This is a genomic window from Paenibacillus sp. SAFN-117 (assembly GCF_051966115.1).
GTDB lineage: Bacteria > Bacillota > Bacilli > Paenibacillales > NBRC-103111 > Paenibacillus_L > Paenibacillus_L residui.
In genome coordinates this window covers 89,914-107,459 of record NZ_JBQCLK010000004.1, presented here as the reverse complement: position 1 = coordinate 107,459, position 17,546 = coordinate 89,914, and the positions used below count along the sequence as shown (strand labels likewise).

Annotated in this window: 19 protein-coding genes; all 19 read left to right on the top strand. The window is 50.7% G+C overall.

Features of this window, described 5'->3' with window-relative positions; translation table 11 throughout:
• Positions 1-49 precede the first annotated feature (49 nt).
• The 19 genes from ACTHRH_RS04255 to ACTHRH_RS04165 all read left to right on the top strand — a co-directional run bounded on the left by ACTHRH_RS04255 (position 50) and on the right by ACTHRH_RS04165 (position 17,531).
• Positions 50-214, top strand: a complete 165-nt coding sequence (locus tag ACTHRH_RS04255) for a hypothetical protein (RefSeq protein ID WP_191964341.1) — start codon at positions 50-52, stop codon at positions 212-214.
• Positions 215-518: 304 nt separating this feature from the next.
• Positions 519-1,613 (top strand): 3-dehydroquinate synthase, encoded by a 1,095-nt coding sequence (gene aroB, locus ACTHRH_RS04250; RefSeq protein ID WP_150959812.1) that lies wholly within the window; start codon positions 519-521, stop codon positions 1,611-1,613.
• A gap of 7 nt (positions 1,614-1,620) precedes the next feature.
• A complete protein-coding gene (gene aroH / locus ACTHRH_RS04245; protein WP_144933394.1) occupies positions 1,621-1,992 on the top strand; it encodes a chorismate mutase in 372 nt (123 codons plus the stop codon).
• Positions 1,993-2,344: 352 nt separating this feature from the next.
• Positions 2,345-3,910: an anthranilate synthase component I gene (gene trpE, locus ACTHRH_RS04240; RefSeq protein ID WP_144933312.1), complete on the top strand. Its 1,566-nt coding sequence runs from the start codon at positions 2,345-2,347 to the stop codon at positions 3,908-3,910.
• 26 nt (positions 3,911-3,936) lie between these two features.
• Complete coding sequence (gene trpD, locus ACTHRH_RS04235) at positions 3,937-4,977, top strand: anthranilate phosphoribosyltransferase (protein WP_144933311.1); 1,041 nt, start codon at positions 3,937-3,939, stop codon at positions 4,975-4,977.
• Positions 4,967-5,773, top strand: a complete 807-nt coding sequence (gene trpC, locus ACTHRH_RS04230; protein ID WP_440414267.1) for an indole-3-glycerol phosphate synthase TrpC — start codon at positions 4,967-4,969, stop codon at positions 5,771-5,773. The genes trpD and trpC overlap by 11 nt, the downstream gene beginning before the upstream one ends.
• Positions 5,770-6,444: a phosphoribosylanthranilate isomerase gene (locus ACTHRH_RS04225; protein WP_440414265.1), complete on the top strand. Its 675-nt coding sequence runs from the start codon at positions 5,770-5,772 to the stop codon at positions 6,442-6,444. The genes trpC and ACTHRH_RS04225 overlap by 4 nt, the downstream gene beginning before the upstream one ends.
• On the top strand, positions 6,441-7,637 hold the full coding sequence (trpB, locus tag ACTHRH_RS04220; RefSeq protein WP_150959816.1) for a tryptophan synthase subunit beta: 1,197 nt from the start codon (positions 6,441-6,443) through the stop codon (positions 7,635-7,637). Before ACTHRH_RS04225 ends, trpB begins: the two co-directional genes overlap by 4 nt.
• Positions 7,634-8,440, top strand: coding sequence for a tryptophan synthase subunit alpha (trpA, locus tag ACTHRH_RS04215; RefSeq protein WP_150959817.1), 807 nt, complete (start codon positions 7,634-7,636; stop codon positions 8,438-8,440). Before trpB ends, trpA begins: the two co-directional genes overlap by 4 nt.
• A gap of 28 nt (positions 8,441-8,468) precedes the next feature.
• The gene (gene hisC, locus ACTHRH_RS04210; RefSeq protein WP_440414262.1) at positions 8,469-9,569 is read left to right on the top strand and encodes a histidinol-phosphate transaminase; all 1,101 of its coding nucleotides are present in this window, start codon (positions 8,469-8,471) and stop codon (positions 9,567-9,569) included.
• Positions 9,570-10,679 carry a prephenate dehydrogenase gene (locus ACTHRH_RS04205; RefSeq protein WP_225312662.1) on the top strand — a complete coding sequence of 370 codons (1,110 nt, stop codon included), beginning with the start codon at positions 9,570-9,572 and terminating at the stop codon, positions 10,677-10,679. It begins immediately after the preceding gene.
• Between the two features lie 611 nt (positions 10,680-11,290).
• Positions 11,291-11,881 carry an RNA polymerase sigma factor gene (locus tag ACTHRH_RS04200; RefSeq protein ID WP_144933392.1) on the top strand — a complete coding sequence of 197 codons (591 nt, stop codon included), beginning with the start codon at positions 11,291-11,293 and terminating at the stop codon, positions 11,879-11,881.
• Positions 11,881-12,507 carry an anti-sigma factor family protein gene (locus ACTHRH_RS04195; RefSeq protein ID WP_144933305.1) on the top strand — a complete coding sequence of 209 codons (627 nt, stop codon included), beginning with the start codon at positions 11,881-11,883 and terminating at the stop codon, positions 12,505-12,507. Before ACTHRH_RS04200 ends, ACTHRH_RS04195 begins: the two co-directional genes overlap by 1 nt.
• Positions 12,508-12,792: 285 nt before the next feature.
• Positions 12,793-13,920, top strand: coding sequence for a hypothetical protein (locus ACTHRH_RS04190; RefSeq protein WP_440414259.1), 1,128 nt, complete (start codon positions 12,793-12,795; stop codon positions 13,918-13,920).
• Positions 13,921-13,984: 64 nt separating this feature from the next.
• Positions 13,985-14,509, top strand: a complete 525-nt coding sequence (locus ACTHRH_RS04185; RefSeq protein ID WP_144933303.1) for a gamma carbonic anhydrase family protein — start codon at positions 13,985-13,987, stop codon at positions 14,507-14,509.
• Positions 14,499-14,927, top strand: a complete 429-nt coding sequence (locus ACTHRH_RS04180; RefSeq protein ID WP_144933302.1) for a DUF2487 family protein — start codon at positions 14,499-14,501, stop codon at positions 14,925-14,927. Before ACTHRH_RS04185 ends, ACTHRH_RS04180 begins: the two co-directional genes overlap by 11 nt.
• 416 nt (positions 14,928-15,343) lie before the next feature.
• Positions 15,344-15,889 carry a ubiquinol-cytochrome c reductase iron-sulfur subunit gene (locus tag ACTHRH_RS04175; protein ID WP_144933301.1) on the top strand — a complete coding sequence of 182 codons (546 nt, stop codon included), beginning with the start codon at positions 15,344-15,346 and terminating at the stop codon, positions 15,887-15,889.
• 16 nt (positions 15,890-15,905) lie between these two features.
• Complete coding sequence (gene qcrB / locus ACTHRH_RS04170) at positions 15,906-16,577, top strand: menaquinol-cytochrome c reductase cytochrome b subunit (protein ID WP_144933300.1); 672 nt, start codon at positions 15,906-15,908, stop codon at positions 16,575-16,577.
• A 75-nt stretch (positions 16,578-16,652) separates the two neighbouring features.
• Positions 16,653-17,531 carry a menaquinol-cytochrome c reductase cytochrome b/c subunit gene (locus tag ACTHRH_RS04165; protein WP_379285597.1) on the top strand — a complete coding sequence of 293 codons (879 nt, stop codon included), beginning with the start codon at positions 16,653-16,655 and terminating at the stop codon, positions 17,529-17,531.
• The last annotated feature ends 15 nt before the right edge of the window (positions 17,532-17,546 follow it).

Sequence of the window (17,546 nt, the reverse complement as noted above, 5' to 3'; positions counted from 1 at the left end):
GCTTACAAAGCCGTTTCTGCCACGGCAGAACGATAAGGAGGGTATCCGCTTGGATAAAAGGAAAGTTATCGAAGCCTATCAAAGAGGGTTTATAACGATACAAGAATGTGCTCAAATATTGGGGATCGATTCCTTGGAAATTATGGGAATGGTTGGCGCTCCTCACGGAGGAGAACGGCCCCGTCCCGTCCCAAGGCAGTCGATGAACAGTTGAACGTCTTAAACTTGCGATCAGCTAACCAGCACGCCCGGTGACCATATGTCATTCCGGCGTGCTATTTTTTTCGCGGAAGGATGTTGGGTCGGTGGTATGTCCGACAGTCGCACTGCAAATGAAACGGACGGACCGCAAAGAATCAAGGGAATGGTAATCTATCGGAGCAGGCTTTTCCTATGATTTTAGGTTCGTTGGATCTAAACGAACTTTTCTTGTCAAAGCGGGTGCCCTGTACTATAATTAGCACATAAAAGCGCTAAAGCGCAAGAGCGCACAGCATGGGAGACAAGGAGGGGCAGCTATGAAAGAGCTGATCGTCGATTTAGGGGAACGGTCGTATCCGATATATATTGGTGAAGGAATGATATCCGGAATTTCCGGATTTTTTGAGAAGCACGGAATCCGCAAGGCTTCGCCGCTTATGATCGTTACGGATGAGCATGTTGCCGCCAGGCATCTGGATTCGGTAGCGAACGGTTTGCGCGCTGGAGGATTTGATGTAGTAACCAAAATCGTTCCCTCGGGAGAAACATCCAAATCGTTGGCCATTTTGGAGGATATCGTAACCGATGCTTTACAAGCGGGACTGGACCGCAGCTCCTGTATCGTCGCATTAGGGGGCGGAGTTGTCGGCGACCTCGCCGGGTTCGCGGCCGCAAGCTATATGCGCGGAATCCGCTTTGTCCAGATACCGACAACGATTCTGGCTCACGACAGCAGTGTCGGCGGCAAGGTGGCCGTCAATCACAAGCTGGCCAAGAACGTCATCGGAGCTTTCCACCAGCCGGAATTCGTCCTGTACGATACGTCAACGTTGAATACGCTGCCGGATCGGGAGGTTCGTGCAGGCTTCTCGGAAGTGATCAAGCACGGCCTAATCTGGGATGCCGCGTTCGTAGATTGGTGTCGCGATCATGCCGATCGTCTGCTGGCGCTCGAACCGGAAGCTTTGGCGACGGCACTCTATACCGGCTGTAAGGTCAAAGCGGCTGTTGTGTCACAGGATGAGAAGGAGAACGGCTTGCGGGCTATCCTTAACCTGGGGCATACGATCGGGCATGCGCTGGAGGCCGTGGCGGGCTATAATGAGCTTCTTCATGGCGAAGCCATATCGATAGGAATGGTAGGGGCCGCCAGACTGGCTATGAAGCTGGGCCATCCGGAATCGATCTACCGCGAGACCAAGGAGATTTTATCGCGATTCGGACTGCCGGTCAGACTGCCGGAGCATATGGACACGGAACAGATCATGTCTGCCATGATGCATGACAAGAAATTTAAAGAAGGTAAGATGGTCTTTATCATTCCTACCGCGATAGGCAAGGTCGAAATCAATCACCAGATTTCGGTCGAATGGGTAAGGGAAACAGTGGAACAATTGAAACGGGAGGAATAAAACGATGATGTGGGTTAGGGGAATTCGCGGTGCGACAACCGTAAACAATAACGACGAAGAAGAAATTTTGCAGGCTACGGCGGAGCTGATGAACGAGCTCATTGCCGAGAATGATGTGCATCCCGAGGATATAGGCAGCATTCTGGTCACGACGACTCATGATCTGACCGCTACATTTCCGGCCAAAGCGATCCGCCAAATGCCGGGCTGGGAGCTCGTTCCTTTGATGTGCTGCCTTGAAATACCGGTACAGCCCAGCTTACCGATGTGTATCCGTCTAATGGTGCATGTCAACACTACCAAGCGGCAGGATGAAATCAGGCACGTGTTCCTGAACGGAGCCAAAGCGCTTCGTCCGGATATTGTCGGGAAAAAATAAGGGTTGACGAGTCAAGCGGCTCTCCTGTATATTGAGAGATAACCAGTTTTGAGAAAGACCTTAGAAGAGATTGAGTAGAGACTAGTTGAGAACAGTTTGAGCTGAGAAGAGTTGAGTAGAGAGCAAGAATGAGCCGCGCATCTATAATGAGTCGTTGGATTCATTATGTTTGTTTGCTATTCTTTGTTCGCTTCCATTTGCTTAAATTGTACATTGACAGCCTCTACGGTGAGTAGAAGGCTGTTTTTATTTTGTCTAAAGATTACAGCGGTAAGAAGTCCAAGCTTTGTACGAAGTGGCATGACTGGGCGTCAGAGTCGTTCCTAACACATGAACGGAGGAGAGATCGAGAATGTATAGTCCGGAATTGAAAGAAGTTACCCGTCTGGCCGAGCAATTCAACCTGATACCCATCGCGCGCAGCCTGTTGGCCGATGTGGAAACCCCCATCCGGTTATTTCAGCATTTTGTCAACGAACCGAATGCCTTCTTGCTTGAAAGTGTGGAGGGAGGGGTCAAATGGGCCAGATATTCTTTCATTGGAACCGATCCGTTCATGACCGTAAAGGCGAAAAACGGCAAGGTCCGGGTGACCAAGGGCCAAGAGACTGAGATTTTAAGGGAGAAGCCGCTGGAAGTTTTGAAAGAATGCTTATCCTCCTTTTCCAGTCCTTATTTCGAGGATATGCCCCGTTTCACGGGAGGGGCGATCGGATTTTTCGGCTACGATCTGCTTCAGTATTACGAGAAGCTTCCGGCACATCGGCGGGACGATTTACAGATGAACGATATTCAGTTCATGTTCTGCGATCAGGTTATAGCCTTCGACCATTTCAAGCAGCAAATCAAAGTGATTGCGAACGTGCATATTCCTCCTCAAGCATCGGAGTCCGACATTGCGGAGGCCTATCGAAAGACATGCCTCAAGATCGACGAGACCGTCCGCAAACTGCAGAGGCCGTCTCCTTCACTGCCGGCATCCCGGAACGTAAATGTCCGGGAGGTCGAGCTGGGAGAGATTCGATCCAATGTGACTAAAGCGGAGTTCATGGACAATGTGGAGAAGGCCAAAGATTACATTCGTGCGGGAGATATTTTTCAGGTAGTTCTGTCCCAACGGTTTGAAATCGAAACGGACGTTTCCCCCTTGCAGGTATACCGGGTTCTGCGAACTGTCAATCCGTCCCCTTATATGTATTATCTGAAAATGGAGGATGAGATCATCGTCGGTGCCTCTCCGGAATTGCTGGTCCGGGTGGAGGAAGACAAGGTGGAGACGCGCCCGATCGCCGGAACGAGGCCGAGGGGAGCTACTCCAGAGGAGGACCAGGCGCTGGAGAAGGAGCTGCTGGCCGACGAGAAGGAGCGAGCGGAGCACCTGATGCTCGTTGATCTCGGACGCAACGATTTGGGCCGGGTCTCGGAGTTCGGGTCGGTGAAATGCGACTCCTTCATGGAAGTGGAGCGCTACTCCCATGTCATGCATATCGTTTCGAATGTCACCGGTAAGCTGCGCCGGGATAAAGATTTCTTCGATGCCTTCATCTCCTGCCTTCCCGCCGGAACCGTGTCCGGATCTCCCAAGATAAGGGCGATGGAAATTATCGCCGAGCTGGAGAATGAGGCCAGGGGAACGTATGCAGGGGCCATCGGCTACCTCGGCTTTGCCGGCAACATGGATACCTGCATTACGATACGGACGATCGTGTTCAAGAACGGCAAGGCTTATGTGCAGGCCGGAGCGGGCATCGTCGGAGATTCGGTGCCGGAGAACGAATATGTGGAAACGGTGAATAAAGCTACAGCGCTGCTGAAATCTATCCGTATGGCGGAGGAGATGTTCGGCGGCGGAGGCGGGGAAACAGCGGCCAACCAAGACTATTATTATGCCGGGAATGCTTCCGGAAGTAATTTATAATCCGATTAGGCGGGGGGATTGAGTTGATGGATAATCAAGCAAAGATTAAGAAAGCGATAGCCAAAGTCATTTCGGGCCAGCATCTGGAGCGGGCCGAAGCCAGTGAGGTCATGTCGGCTATTATGGATGGGGAAGCCACTTCCGCGCAGATCGGCAGCTTGATGACCGCCATGCGGATGAAAGGCGAAACGATCGATGAAATTACCGGATTTGCGGAATCCATGCGCAGCAAGGCCAACCGGGTACGTACGGAGCAATTCGATCTGCTCGATACTTGCGGAACGGGGGGAGACGGCGCCAATACGTTCAATATTTCCACGGCATCGGCGATCGTCGCTGCCGCAGGCGGAATTCGGGTGGCGAAGCACGGCAACCGGGCTATGTCCAGTCGCAGCGGAAGCGCGGATGTGCTGGAGAAGCTCGGCGTAAACATACAGTTGAACAGCGTACAGGCCGCCGACTGCTTGAATCGGATCGGAATATGCTTCATGTTTGCGCAGGATTTTCATCCTTCTATGAAGCATGCAGCGGGGCCGAGACGAGAGCTCGGGGTCAGAACGGTGTTCAATCTTCTGGGGCCGCTCACGAACCCGGCGGGGGCCGACCGTCAGCTGCTCGGTGTCTTCGACCGCTCCAAGACCGAGCTGCTCGCACATGTATTGAACGCACTGCAGCTTAAGCGCGGACTTGTCGTTGCGAGCTACGACGGATTGGATGAAATCAGCATTTCCGCTCCGACCCAGGTAACGGAGTTATTGGAAGGAGAGGTTCGGACTTATACGATTTCTCCGGAAGAGCTCGGGCTTCGGACCTATCCGCTGCAAGAAGTGTCCGGAGGAGATGCGGAGACGAATGCGCAGATTATCCATTCGATTCTGGATGGTCGTCAAGGAGCGTACCGGGACATTGTGCTGGCCAACGCGGGAGCGTGCTTCTATGTGGCCGGGCGTTGTTCCTCCCTGCGGGATGGTGTACAATTGGCAGCGGAGGTTATCGATTCGCGCCGGGCCAGCCGCAAGCTGGACGAATTAATTCATTGCACAGGAGAATTGAGCCATGTATCTTGATCGAATCGTTGAGACGAAACGAATGGAAGTCGCGGCGCTGAAGGAGCGATTCTCCCTTACCGAAGCGGAGAGACAAATAGCGGAACTGCCCGCTTGTTTAGGCTTTGGGGAGAAGCTTGCCAGAGGCCGTAACCGTCCCATGGGTTTGATTGCGGAAGTGAAGAAGGCATCCCCTTCCAAGGGACTGATCCGGGAAGATTTCCATCCTGTTAATATAGCTCGGACGTATGAAGAGGCCGGGGCGGACTGCTTGTCCGTTCTGACGGATGTAGAGTATTTTCAAGGGAGCAACCGTTATTTGCAGGAGATTAGAGAGGCGGTCCGGCTTCCTATCCTGCGCAAGGATTTCACGATCGATTACCGCCAAATTTACGAGGCCCGTCTGATCGGTGCGGATGCGGTCCTTCTGATAGCTGCCATTCTGACAGCGGAAGAGATGAAGGAGATGCTGCAAATAAGCAGCGACCTGGGATTGGATGCGCTGGTGGAAGTGCATGACCGGGAAGAGCTGGAGCTGGTCTTGGAGCTGGATACTTCCTTGATTGGAATCAATAATCGCAATTTGAAGACCTTCGTTACCGATCTGGCGGCGACCGAGTCGCTGATTCGCCACATTCCGCAGGAAGCGACAATCGTCAGCGAAAGCGGCATATCCCGCCCTGAGGAGATCCGTTATTTGCTGGCATCCGGCGCTCATGCCGTTTTGGTGGGCGAGCATTTTATGAGGCAGCATAATATCGGATGGGCCGTGAAACAGTTGATGGGAGAGCCCGGCACCGAAGAGGTGGCGAGATGATCCGCCCAGCGGTTAAAATTTGCGGATTGCAGACGGTCGAAGCGGTCCGCTCGATTCTTTCCTTGCCGATAGAGTATATCGGTTTTGTTTTTGCCCCGAGCAAGAGAAGAGTGACCGGCCGCCAGGCCGCAGAGATGACCGGGGAATTGGTGAGGGAGCGGGAACAGGGAAGGCCGGCTCCCGCATCCGTTGGAGTCTTCGTCAATCCTGAACCGGAAGAGCTTGAAGAGATACTGAAGATCGTTCCGTTGGATGTTATACAGCTCCATGGACGGGAATCCCCCGAATATTGCCATCAAGTGAAGGAGAGATTCGGGAGAGGATTGTTCAAAGCCGTCTCGATTTCCATGTCGCAGACCGCTTCTCCCGCAGATCTCGTATTGCCCTTCGCCGGCTCGGCGGATGCCATATTATTGGACACATATGATCCTGTACATGGCGGAGGCAGCGGGAAAACCTTCAACTGGAAGGTCATTCCCGACTATTTGGAGCTGACCCGGGCCGCAGGAATGAAATTGATCGTTGCGGGAGGCTTAACCCCCGATAATGTGAGCGGACTGATCACTGCATACCAACCTGACGGAGTGGATGTTTCCAGCGGGGTGGAGACGGAAGGACAGAAGGATATAGCTAAAATCAAACAGTTTGTGGAAAGGGTGAAAAGCCGATGACTCAGGTCCCGGATCAATATGGCCGGTATGGCAAATTCGGAGGACGCTATGTTCCCGAAACATTAATGAACGCACTGCTGGAGCTGGAAGAAGCTTTTACACATTACATGAAGGATCCCGAATTTTTAAGCGAGGTCCGATATTTGCTTAAACAGTACTCGGGCAGACCTACACCGCTGTACTTTGCGGAAAGGTTAACCGGGCATCTGGGCGGAGCCAAAATCTATTTGAAGCGCGAGGATTTGAATCATACCGGCGCACATAAAATCAACAATACGATCGGACAGGCCGTTCTGGCGAAGCGAATGGGGAAGAAGAAAATCATTGCCGAAACGGGAGCCGGTCAGCACGGGGTGGCTACGGCGACCATTGCCGCACTTCTCGGGCTGGAATGCAAGGTGTTCATGGGCGAGGAAGATACCAAGCGCCAGCAGCTGAATGTTTTCCGGATGAAATTGCTCGGCACAGAGGTCGTTCCGGTCACTTCCGGTTCGAGAACGTTGAAGGATGCCTGCAACGAAACACTTCGTTATTGGGCGGCAAATGTAGAGGATACGTATTATGTGCTGGGCAGCGTCACGGGCCCTCATCCGTATCCGAAGATGGTGCGCGATTTTCAGCGAATTATTGGCGATGAATCCAGGGAACAGATATTGGAAACGGAAGGAAGGCTTCCGGATTTGGTCATCGCCTGTGTAGGCGGCGGAAGCAATGCGATGGGGATGTTCTATCCTTTCGTACAGGATTCGGAGGTTCGCTTGATGGGAGTTGAGGCGGCAGGGGCCGGGATCGATACCGATGAGCATGCGGCCACGATGACCAAAGGTACGCCGGGGGTCTTCCAGGGCTCGCTGAGCTTCGTTCTTCAGGATGAATATGGCCAGGTGCAGCCCGCTCATTCGATTTCCGCCGGACTGGATTATCCGGGAATCGGACCGGAGCATGCCTACTTGAAGGACAGCGGCCGGGCGGAATACGTGCCGATCACGGACCGGGAGGCATTGGATGCCCTGCAATTGCTCAGCCGCAAGGAAGGAATTATTCCCGCCCTGGAAAGCGCCCATGCAGTAGCCCAGGCGGTAAAAATAGCTCCGACGATGTCCCCTGATCAAACGATTATTGTCAGCCTCTCCGGCCGGGGCGATAAAGATGTGGAGTCGATCATGAAGTACTTGGGAGGGGATGGACAATGAATCTTATCGACGAACGTTTCGCGTCACTTAAGGAACAGGGACAAACTGCCCTCATGCCGTTCATATCCGTTGGCGATCCGGACTTGGCCACTTCGGTGGACATTATTCTCGAGCTGGAAAAAGCGGGAGCCGATATGGTCGAGCTGGGTGTCCCCTATTCAGACCCGTTGGCGGACGGGCCGGTGATTCAGCGTTCCTCGCTGAGAGCGCTGCAGCACCGGGTCACAATTGTCGACTGCATTCGCATTGCACGGCAATGCCGCGACCGAGGCAGCAAGCTGCCGTTTATTATTTTCACCTACTACAATCCGGTGCTGCAGCTTGGGCTGGAAAGATTTTTCGAATTGCTGCGCGAGAACGACGTGAGCGGCATCATTATCCCGGATCTGCCGCTGGAAGAGAACGGGCAGGTGCTGGAGCTGTCGAGACAGTATAACATTCATCTGATTCCGCTCGTCGCCCCGACCTCCAATGACCGGATCCAGCGAATTACTTCGCAAGCCGCCGGTTTTATCTATTGCGTCTCTTCGCTGGGCGTTACCGGAACCCGTTCGCAATTTTTCGAGGGTATTGATTCATTCCTTGATACGGTTAAGCGATCCACCGAGGTGCCGATAGCGATCGGGTTCGGGATCTCTTCCCGGGAGCAGGTCGACAATTTTTCCAAAAAGTGTGACGGAGTCGTGGTCGGCAGTGCGATTGTCCGCAAAATCGAAGAAACACTCCCGCTTTTAAGCCAGGAAGAGACAAAATCGGCCGGTCTCTTGCAAATTCGTGAATTTGTGCGACAATTAAAAGCGTAACTTATTTTTTCATATTGGGGTGTTGGCCGTGCAGCCGAAGAAGAATATCGTTCATTTACCGGTCTATCAGCCGGGTAAACCTATTGAAGAAGTGAAGAGAGAACTGGGGCTCACGGAAGTCATCAAGCTGGCTTCCAACGAGAATCCGTTCGGATGCTCCGAGAAAGCTAAGGAAGCGATAGCTTCGGAAATAGCAAACACAAGCCTTTATCCGGACGGCGGTGCCGTTGAATTAACCGTGGCTTTGGCCGAGCATCTCAGGGTCGAGCCGAATCAAATCATTTTCGGCGCCGGTTCGGATGAAGTCATTTTGATGATCTCCCGCGCATACTTTGAAGCCGGGGACGAAACGGTCATGGCTTCCCATACCTTCCCGCAGTATAAGCACAATGCGGAAATCGAGGGAGCGGTTTGTATCGAGGTTCCTCTTCAAGACGGGACCCATGATCTGGAAGCCATGCTCGAAGCGATTACGGAGCGGACGAAAGTCGTTTGGATCTGTAATCCGAATAATCCGACCGGAACGATGGTTACGCATGAGCAGATTGAAGCGTTTATGAAGAAGGCGCCCTCCAACGTATTGGTTGTGCTGGATGAAGCTTATGCCGAATACAATACGACATCGGAATACCCGGACGGCTTCCGGCTTCTGAAGACCTATCCGAATCTTATTTTGCTTCGCACTTTTTCCAAAATATACGGTTTGGCTTCACTAAGAATCGGATACGGCGTAGGGCATCCGGATGTCATTCGTTCGATCAATCAAGTGAGAGAGCCTTTCAATACGTCCCGATTCGGTCAAGCGGCCGCTCTGGCTGCCGTTAAGGATCAAGCTTTCATTGACCGCTGCCGCGAGGAGAATGCGGCCGGCATTCGTTATTTGACCGGAGAATTTGCCCGGATGGGCTTGTCCTATTATCCGGCGCATGGAAATTTCATCATGGTGGACGTCAAGCGGTCGGCTGCGGATGTATTCAACGGACTGCTGCGCCAAGGCTTCATTGTCCGTGGGGGCCATCAGCTGGATTTCCCGACTAAAATTAGAGTGACCGTAGGAAGCCAAGAGCAGAATGAGAAATTCATCCGGGCGCTCGAGAACGTATTGGCGGAAATCGGAGTGGAAGCATAAGTGGGCTTTATAAAGGACGAAGCTAAGACCATTTCGATCTTTGGCGTCGGATTAATGGGGGGATCGCTGGCTCTTTGCTTTAAAGGAAAGCCGGGCCTGCGGGTAGTGGGCCATTCCCCCAATCCGGCCTCCGTGAACAAATATTTGGAACGGGGAGTCGTCGATGAAGCAACGACTTCGTTCGAGCAGGCGGCCTGCGATGCCGACTATATTTTTCTATGCGTTCCCGTAGGTCAACTGGAGCCTTATCTGGAGCGTTTAAGCAACCTGCCGCTGAAGCCGGGCTGCATCATTACCGATGTAGGCAGCACCAAAGCATCGGTTATGGATTACGCGCGCAAGCTGCAGTTTAAGGACGCTTATTTCATAGGGGGCCATCCGATGGCCGGCTCGGAGCGGTCCGGGGTGGAGGCCGCTTCCAGCTATTTGTACGAGAATGCTTTCTATGTACTAACTCCGCTGGAATCCACTCCTGAAGAGGTTTACGGCAGGCTGGAGAACCTTCTGAGCTGGACGAAGGCTCATGTTGTCCGGATGGATTCCGGGCTTCACGACGATATCGTCGGCGCCATCAGCCATCTTCCGCATATTATTGCGGTTGCTTTAGTGAATCAAATTGCGGCCTACAATAAGGACAATCCTTATTATGAGCGTCTGGCCGCCGGGGGATTCCGCGATATTACCCGGATTGCCTCCGGAGATCCGGTCATGTGGAGGGACATTCTCGTTCATAACCGGAAGGTTCTGCTGGACTTGCTTAAGGATTGGAATCGGCAGATGGAGCATTTTGTTCAATTGCTGGAGGCGGCGGACGGGCCGGGGATCGAGCAGGAGTTTATCCGTGCCGGACAATTTCGCGGGCAGCTTCCGGAGAGGCGCAAGGGAGTTCTAACCTCTCTCTATGATCTGTATGTGGACGTTCCCGATCACCCGGGCATTGTCGGCAGTATAGCCACACAGCTCGGTAATGAAGGAATCAACCTGCGCAACATTCAAATTATCGAAAGCCGCGCGGATGTCCCCGGGGTACTCAGGCTTTCCTTCGATAATGAGAAGGATTATGAGAAAGCGGCAAATTTGCTCAAAGAGCAATATACGGTTCATCAATAGTTTTCCGGATAGGTAGGAAGCAGGCTTTGGACAAGCCTGCTTTTTCCATGGGAAATAAGTTCTTGGAAGGTTGCGCTATTTTAATTACAAAAAAATATAAAACGCTTTCAAAAAAACCATTGACAAAATGAAAACGGATTCATATAATAAAAGTACAGTATGGTTTCTCTCCACTCCTATCCGAATATTTGCACGATGTGCAGCCGCCGATTCAATCGGCGGTTCTTTTTTTTGTTTAATAAAAGTGTCGAAAATAGGCTTGGTGCATGATCAAAGGGAATCTCGGTCACATCGTGAGGAAAGGCGTTTAATCTACAGCAAGCTTAATCAATATAATTCTACATTTTTTTTGAAAATGTTGGCGAAAAAGAAGGAATTATTAAATTTACCGCGAATAACTATATCAACATGTATTTGTCCGTGGCAATCTTATACATCCTCCGATCCCTGTCAACATACAGTAATGGCAGGGCTTCGGAAGTTTTGTCATTTTTCAGAAGCTATGAACGTAAAATTTTGATCGTGGTGCGCAACTTTTTCCTCCCCAGCAGAGTACAACAGGATAGGAGGCTGGGATTAACGAACGAGGATCGCAAGGAGGATCGTTTGTGATGACCGATTCCCAGTTGATTAGAGAAATTAAAGATGGAAATGTGGAACTTTATTCCGAATTAATGCAGCGTTATGAACGGAAGATTTTTACATTTGTGTTTCACATGCTCAAGAGCGCCGGCTTGGAAGCGATGGCAGACGATTTGTGCCAAGAATCGTTCTACAAAGCTTATCGAAGCTTGTCCACTTTTCGCGAAGTAGAAGCTTCCTTCTCCACCTGGTTATATACCATTGCGCGGAATACCGTATTGAGCGAGCTTCGCAGGCATAAGCATGTCAAGGTTTCGCTGGAACAAAGCGGACATACTCCGCAAGCTGCTTCGGAAACACTTCCCGAGCAGACGGTTCTTCGCAATGAGAAGGTTTCGATGGTCCGCAGAGCCATTAACAATCTCCCGGAGAAACAGAGGTCTGCCCTTATTTTGCGGGAGTACGACCAGTTGGACTATCAGGAAATCGCGAATATTCTTGGACAGACGGTCAGTGCGGTGAAGTCGTTGTTGTTTCGCGCAAGGGCCAGTGTCAGGATGCAGCTCGAGCCGTACGTTCTTGATCCCATCTTGACTGATATTGAAGGGATGAATCGTTAATGAATTGTGCCGAGGTTCAGGATCTCATCGAGATTTATACCGATCTTCCTCCGGACGATGAACGGCGTTTGCGTGTGGATGAGCACGTTAACCATTGTACGGATTGCAAGAATGAACTCCAGATATGGATTGAGAGTGCCGAATGGATCGCCAGGGAGGAGGCCTTGCCTTCGTCTCGTCCGGCAGCGATGGAAGGCCCTGAGTTTTCCAGTCGGGTCATGAACCGGATTTACGAGCAGGAGAGCTGGAGAACGCCGGTTTCCGATCGAATCTACTCCATTTCCTATAAGGTAAGACGCAGGCTGACCGCATTCATTTCGTTTTGCTTGGCGCTGTTTATGTTTAGCTTTCTGTATTCCTTGGTCTATCGCCCGGCACCCGAATCCCAACCGGTGGAAAGCGGGATATTTGGTTTCCATCAGGCGGTCAGCGCGGCTGACAATTATGCGGAGCCCTCGCTCCACACTCAGGTTATGATGCAAAGCGCCTCTTCCAAGACGGCCATAATCGAGCCGCTCAAGCTGGGGCCGATTCAGACTTATCCTGACTACTTGCTAGTCATTTCCTTCCTGGGTTTAATTGCCGCATTGCTGATCATGAATTGGCTTTCCCGAATAAGAGCATAGGACGGCCGCTCCCATTAGGGGGCGGTTTTTTTCTCTTGCGGGATAGGGTGATTTTATACCGAAATTAATGTATTTGCAGGCGTCTCCCCGAGTGCTCTGAATCGCTCTAAATTGATGCATCATCGCAGGAATTTGTCTTCAATAACGGCGGGCGGCTACTAGGGTCATAAGTCATTTTATACGGATTCTTTACCAAGGGTGGTTCCATGCATTATCCAAACAAGGAATATGTTGTCAAAAACCGTTCATACTAACAACAAAAAGAATGAACGGAGGCATCCGGTAATGAATCTCGCAGATATGTTAAGCTATGCCGACATACGTGAGTTAAGCCATATCGCTCGAACTTATGCCTGCGAATGCAGCACGAACTCCAAGAACGAGCTGATTCAATCGATTCTGTCGAGCATTGGCCGCAAGGAAGTGTTTGAGCAGCAGGTAGGAGGGCTATCCATGGAGGATATCCGTTTTCTTAACTCCCTGCTGTTTGAGAGGCGGGATTTATTCAGTTTGGAAGAATTACTGGCGCGCGCGAACCAGACCCGATTCGTTAAAGAAGAAGCTTCCGACTGGAATCCGCGAGATACGATAGTGAAGTTTAAACATAGGGGTTGGTTATTTAATGGACATTCCCAACAGACGAGATATCTTTTTCAAGTCCCGCAAGATTTGAAACGTAAAATCGGTGAAGTCTTAACCAAGCAATTTGCGGCAAAGCTGCAATACATTGGTACCGATCCGACGGTCTACCGGGATGAGCAGGAGCTGCTTGTTCAAGATTTGTCGGCATTGCTGCGTTATTTGCAGCAGCAGGAGGTGCAATTGTCGGCAGACGGGTATATTTATAAACGGAATCTTCAGCAATTGCTGGAGAGCTTTGCCGTTCAGGAAGAGCAGGTCGGGCGGACAGCTTGGCGTTTTGGCTACGGGAGACGTTTTAAGGAATATCCTAACCGCTTTTCCCTTATATATGATTATTGCTATTATCAGGGCTTGATCACGGAAGAGCAGCAGGTCCTGGAGCTTACACTTGAGGGGCGAAAGAGGCTGGAACAAGGCCGGACGGAGGATGTTCAGGATATTTATCATTTTTGGCTGAGACTGTACAAAGGAGCTATCCCCAATCTGCAGTCGCTGGTGCAATGGATTGACAGACTGGCCCATTCGTGGGTAACGGTCGCTTCTCTGGAGCAGGTTCTCGTCCCCCTTATCAAGCCATTCTACTACGATGCTCCAGAGTCTATATTGAATCATCGCATTCTCCAAATGATGATGCATATCGGCTTGATTAAAATCGGGGAAGAGGAAGGGCTCGGCAGGGTCGTGATGATGACCAAGCTTGGCAGCGGCGTCATTAAAGGCACCTATGTAAAGGAAGAGGATAAAATAGAACTGCCGATTGACAAGCCTTAACGGGCTTGCTACAATCACACCCGAACCTGTAAGTCGTACATCCAAACTGATCGGAGTGAAGCGAATGAAGCACGATTACCGGGGGGTATACCCGACATTGCACCCGAGCGTTTTCGTTGCGGAAGGAGTTCAGATTATCGGCGACGTCCATCTCGATGAAGATTGCAGTCTTTGGTACAATGCGGTTCTGCGGGGAGATCTTGCACCGATTCGGATAGGCCGGCGTACGAATATTCAGGACGGATGCATCGGCCATGTGAATACCGGACAGCCTTTGCTTGTGGATGAGGAAGTGTCGGTTGGACACGGGGCCATCATTCATGGCTGCCAAATCGGCAAAGGCTGCTTGATCGGAATGGGAGCGATTCTGTTGAATGGCGCTCAAATAGGGGAATATTCCATGATCGGTGCCGGCTCTGTTGTGACCGAGAATAAGGTCATTCCGCCCTATACTCTGTCATTAGGGACTCCGGCCAGAGTCATACGGGAGTTGACGGAAGCGGATTTGGAGCGAATGAAGAGGACGACCGCAAGCTATGTGGATAAAGGAAGGGAATACAGGGAGAGGAGAGGCTTTCATGAAATTTAGCGAAATCGAAAAGGATCAATGGGAGGAGCTGCGTCCTTATTTGGACACATGCCTGCTCCCGCTTACGGGGCTGACAGGAGATGAAACTCCATGGCAGGCTACCGAGGCTCTGGAGAAGCTGAGAGATGCGATGGATTGGATAGAAATCCCTTACAAAGGCCGTATTGTTACTTATCCTGCCCTTCATTATACTTCGGAAATTTCCCAATTCGCCACTCATGTAAACGAAGTTTGCAAAAAGTTGAAAGAGGTAGGGTTCCGATATGTTATTCCCATCTCTAACGACCCCCGCTTGAACGATCTTGTACTGCCGGAGGCCGATGTATTCGTTTCGGCGAAGAGTATCGGGAACGGGAGAAGCGGAATCGGCCAGATAATCGAATCCATTTGGTCACAAAGTCCTTCCGGGGATGAATGAGAATGTTCATTTGGGAGAACTCTAAAAAAAGCTTCCAAAGGTAGCTTTTTATGGCGAACGTTCAAGATTGTTTAAGATCTTTACCGGATCATATGAAAACAAACTATCCGTCGCGGTAAAAGAAGCTTCCGTCGATGCCTTTTCAAAGATGTTGTCGATTCCTTAAAGGTAGCTTATTAGGCGATTTAGCGAGTGTGACTTCTTCGAAGCCTAATCGCTTGCATCGTATAAAAATTTCAATTGTGACAATTTGGTTAATAATTGCTTTATTCGCTGCAAAACCATTGGGAAGTGGACAAGCCATGTTCTTGACGCCCCCATGGTCGTAGGCTATTATAGTTTATGTCCTAGTATATTATGTAATGACTTGTCGATTGCGACGTGAGATATATGGCTAAAGGGGGTAGAACCAGCACATGAGCGAGAACAAAGACCAAGGAACCCAATATCCAGTTGATGAAACCAGTCCCAAGCGCGAGATGTCTCGTCGCCAATTCCTGAGCTATGCTCTGGGAGGAACAACTGCTTTTATGGCTATGGGGCCCATGATCCCGATGCTTCGTTTTGCAGTGGATCCGATTCTGCAGACGAAAGGCGAGGCCGATTGGGTGAAGGTCGTTGAGGAGAGCAAGATTCAGTCGGAGCCTCAATCTTTCAAGTTTCAAGTTCAGCAAGTCGATGGTTGGTATGAGAGCACGCCGACGCTTGAGGCTTGGATTGCCAAGGATGATTCCGGCAATATTTTTGCTCTGAATCCGACCTGTAAGCATCTGGGTTGCACCGTTAACTGGAACAATCCGAAGTTTCCTAACCAATACTACTGTCCATGTCATGACGCTCACTACACTAAGGAAGGCAAGAACCTTGCGGTAGCGCCTGCACCATTGGATCAGTATGAAGTGAAGATTGAAGGCGGCTTCGTTTATTTGGGCAAGCTGCATCCGAATGAGATAGTCAAATAAGGAGGCGTGCTATTAAATGCTGAAAAGTGTTTATAACTGGATTGACGAACGCCTTGACATAACACCAATGTGGAGAGACGTGGCCGACCACGAGGTTCCGGAACACGTCAACCCTGCGCATCACTTTTCCGCTTTCGTGTATTGCTTTGGCGGATTGACGTTCTTTGTTACGGTTATTCAAATTCTGTCCGGCATGTTCTTGACGATGTACTACGTGCCAGATATTGTAAATGCGTACAATAGCGTTGATTACCTTCAGCATCAAGTGGCGTTCGGTGTTATCGTTCGCGGCATGCATCACTGGGGTGCCAGCTTGGTTATCGTCATGATGTTCCTACATACGCTACGGGTTTTCTTCACAGGATCCTACAAGAATCCTCGCGAGATGAACTGGGTAGTAGGAATGCTTATTTTCTTCGTAATGCTTGGCCTTGGTTTTACAGGTTATCTTCTTCCGTGGGATAACAAAGCTTACTTTGCAACTCAAGTAGGTATTAAAATTGCGGAAAATGCACCTTTCATCGGAGATTATGTGAAGACGTTCCTGCAAGGGGGCGACATTGTAGGGGCACAGACCTTAACGAGATTCTTCGCACTGCATGTGTTCTTTCTCCCTGCTGTACTGTTAGGCTTGTTGGCGGCCCACTTCTTCATGATCCGCAGGCAGGGGATTGCAGGTCCGCTATAAGGTTAAGTTCATAAGGCAGAGCTTTAACAGTATCTGAGAAAGTTGTGGAAGCCGAAGAAGGAGGAGGGGTAAAGCGTGGCCCATGGTCCTAAATCGAATGAAAAGATAGTCTACGTCGGCGATTCGCGTATTCGCAAGAAAGAATTCCGGCCGCATCCACAAGATTATACCTCTTATCCCGGCAAGTCCGAGGCGTTCATCCCGAACTTCTTGTTGAAGGAATGGATGGTTGCGGTCGTTGCTTTGGTCGGTATCCTGGTTCTGGTTATGTCTGAGCCGGCACCGCTCGGATATCCCGCCGATCCGACGAATACGGCGATTATTCCGATGCCGGACTGGTATTTCTTGTTTATGTATCAATTGCTTAAATATCCGTACACTTCGGATCAGTATGTTGTGCTCGGAACGATTGTTCTTCCCGGTATTATGTTCGGCGGCTTGTTACTGGCGCCATTCCTGGATACCGGTAAAGAAAGACGTTTCTACAGAAGACCGATTGCTTCTTCTCTAATGCTGGTTTCGTTGGCTGCCGTCACATACTTGACAGTTTACTCCTGGGACCACTATACGAAGGAGTTGGAGCGTCAAGGCCTCGTTCCGGATCATATTAAAGCGGAAGAGGAGCGGAAGGCGGCTAAGGAAGAAGGCCGCGAGCCCGATATTCGCAAGAAACCGGAATCCGCAGCTATTCCTATCGTGGATCCGGACAGCGAAGGGGCGCAAATTTATGCCAAATCGACTTGTCTCAGCTGTCACCAGGCGGACTTGAGCGGAGGCGCGATGCCTGCTTTGCTCGGAATTGGTGATAAGTATGACAAAGCGGGAATTCTTGATATTATCAAGAACGGTAAGGGCGGAATGCCGGCCCAATATGACACCAATATTGCCAATGGGCTGACCGATGCCGATATCGATACATTGGCTGAATGGCTGTCGAAGCAGAAAGCCCAATAATCCGTACGATAACCT

Bases quoted from the DNA above. Each gene is read 5' to 3' on its own strand.
- aroB (WP_150959812.1), top strand. From the start codon at position 519: ATGAAAGAGCTGATCGTCGATTTAGGGGAACGGTCGTATCCGATATAT.
- aroH (WP_144933394.1), top strand. From the start codon at position 1,621: ATGTGGGTTAGGGGAATTCGCGGTGCGACAACCGTAAACAATAACGAC.
- trpE (WP_144933312.1), top strand. From the start codon at position 2,345: ATGTATAGTCCGGAATTGAAAGAAGTTACCCGTCTGGCCGAGCAATTC.
- trpD (WP_144933311.1), top strand. From the start codon at position 3,937: ATGGATAATCAAGCAAAGATTAAGAAAGCGATAGCCAAAGTCATTTCG.
- trpC (WP_440414267.1), top strand. From the start codon at position 4,967: ATGTATCTTGATCGAATCGTTGAGACGAAACGAATGGAAGTCGCGGCG.
- ACTHRH_RS04225 (WP_440414265.1), top strand. From the start codon at position 5,770: ATGATCCGCCCAGCGGTTAAAATTTGCGGATTGCAGACGGTCGAAGCG.
- trpB (WP_150959816.1), top strand. From the start codon at position 6,441: ATGACTCAGGTCCCGGATCAATATGGCCGGTATGGCAAATTCGGAGGA.
- trpA (WP_150959817.1), top strand. From the start codon at position 7,634: ATGAATCTTATCGACGAACGTTTCGCGTCACTTAAGGAACAGGGACAA.
- ACTHRH_RS04200 (WP_144933392.1), top strand. From the start codon at position 11,291: ATGACCGATTCCCAGTTGATTAGAGAAATTAAAGATGGAAATGTGGAA.
- ACTHRH_RS04195 (WP_144933305.1), top strand. From the start codon at position 11,881: ATGAATTGTGCCGAGGTTCAGGATCTCATCGAGATTTATACCGATCTT.
- ACTHRH_RS04190 (WP_440414259.1), top strand. From the start codon at position 12,793: ATGAATCTCGCAGATATGTTAAGCTATGCCGACATACGTGAGTTAAGC.
- ACTHRH_RS04185 (WP_144933303.1), top strand. From the start codon at position 13,985: ATGAAGCACGATTACCGGGGGGTATACCCGACATTGCACCCGAGCGTT.
- ACTHRH_RS04180 (WP_144933302.1), top strand. From the start codon at position 14,499: ATGAAATTTAGCGAAATCGAAAAGGATCAATGGGAGGAGCTGCGTCCT.
- ACTHRH_RS04175 (WP_144933301.1), top strand. From the start codon at position 15,344: ATGAGCGAGAACAAAGACCAAGGAACCCAATATCCAGTTGATGAAACC.
- qcrB (WP_144933300.1), top strand. From the start codon at position 15,906: ATGCTGAAAAGTGTTTATAACTGGATTGACGAACGCCTTGACATAACA.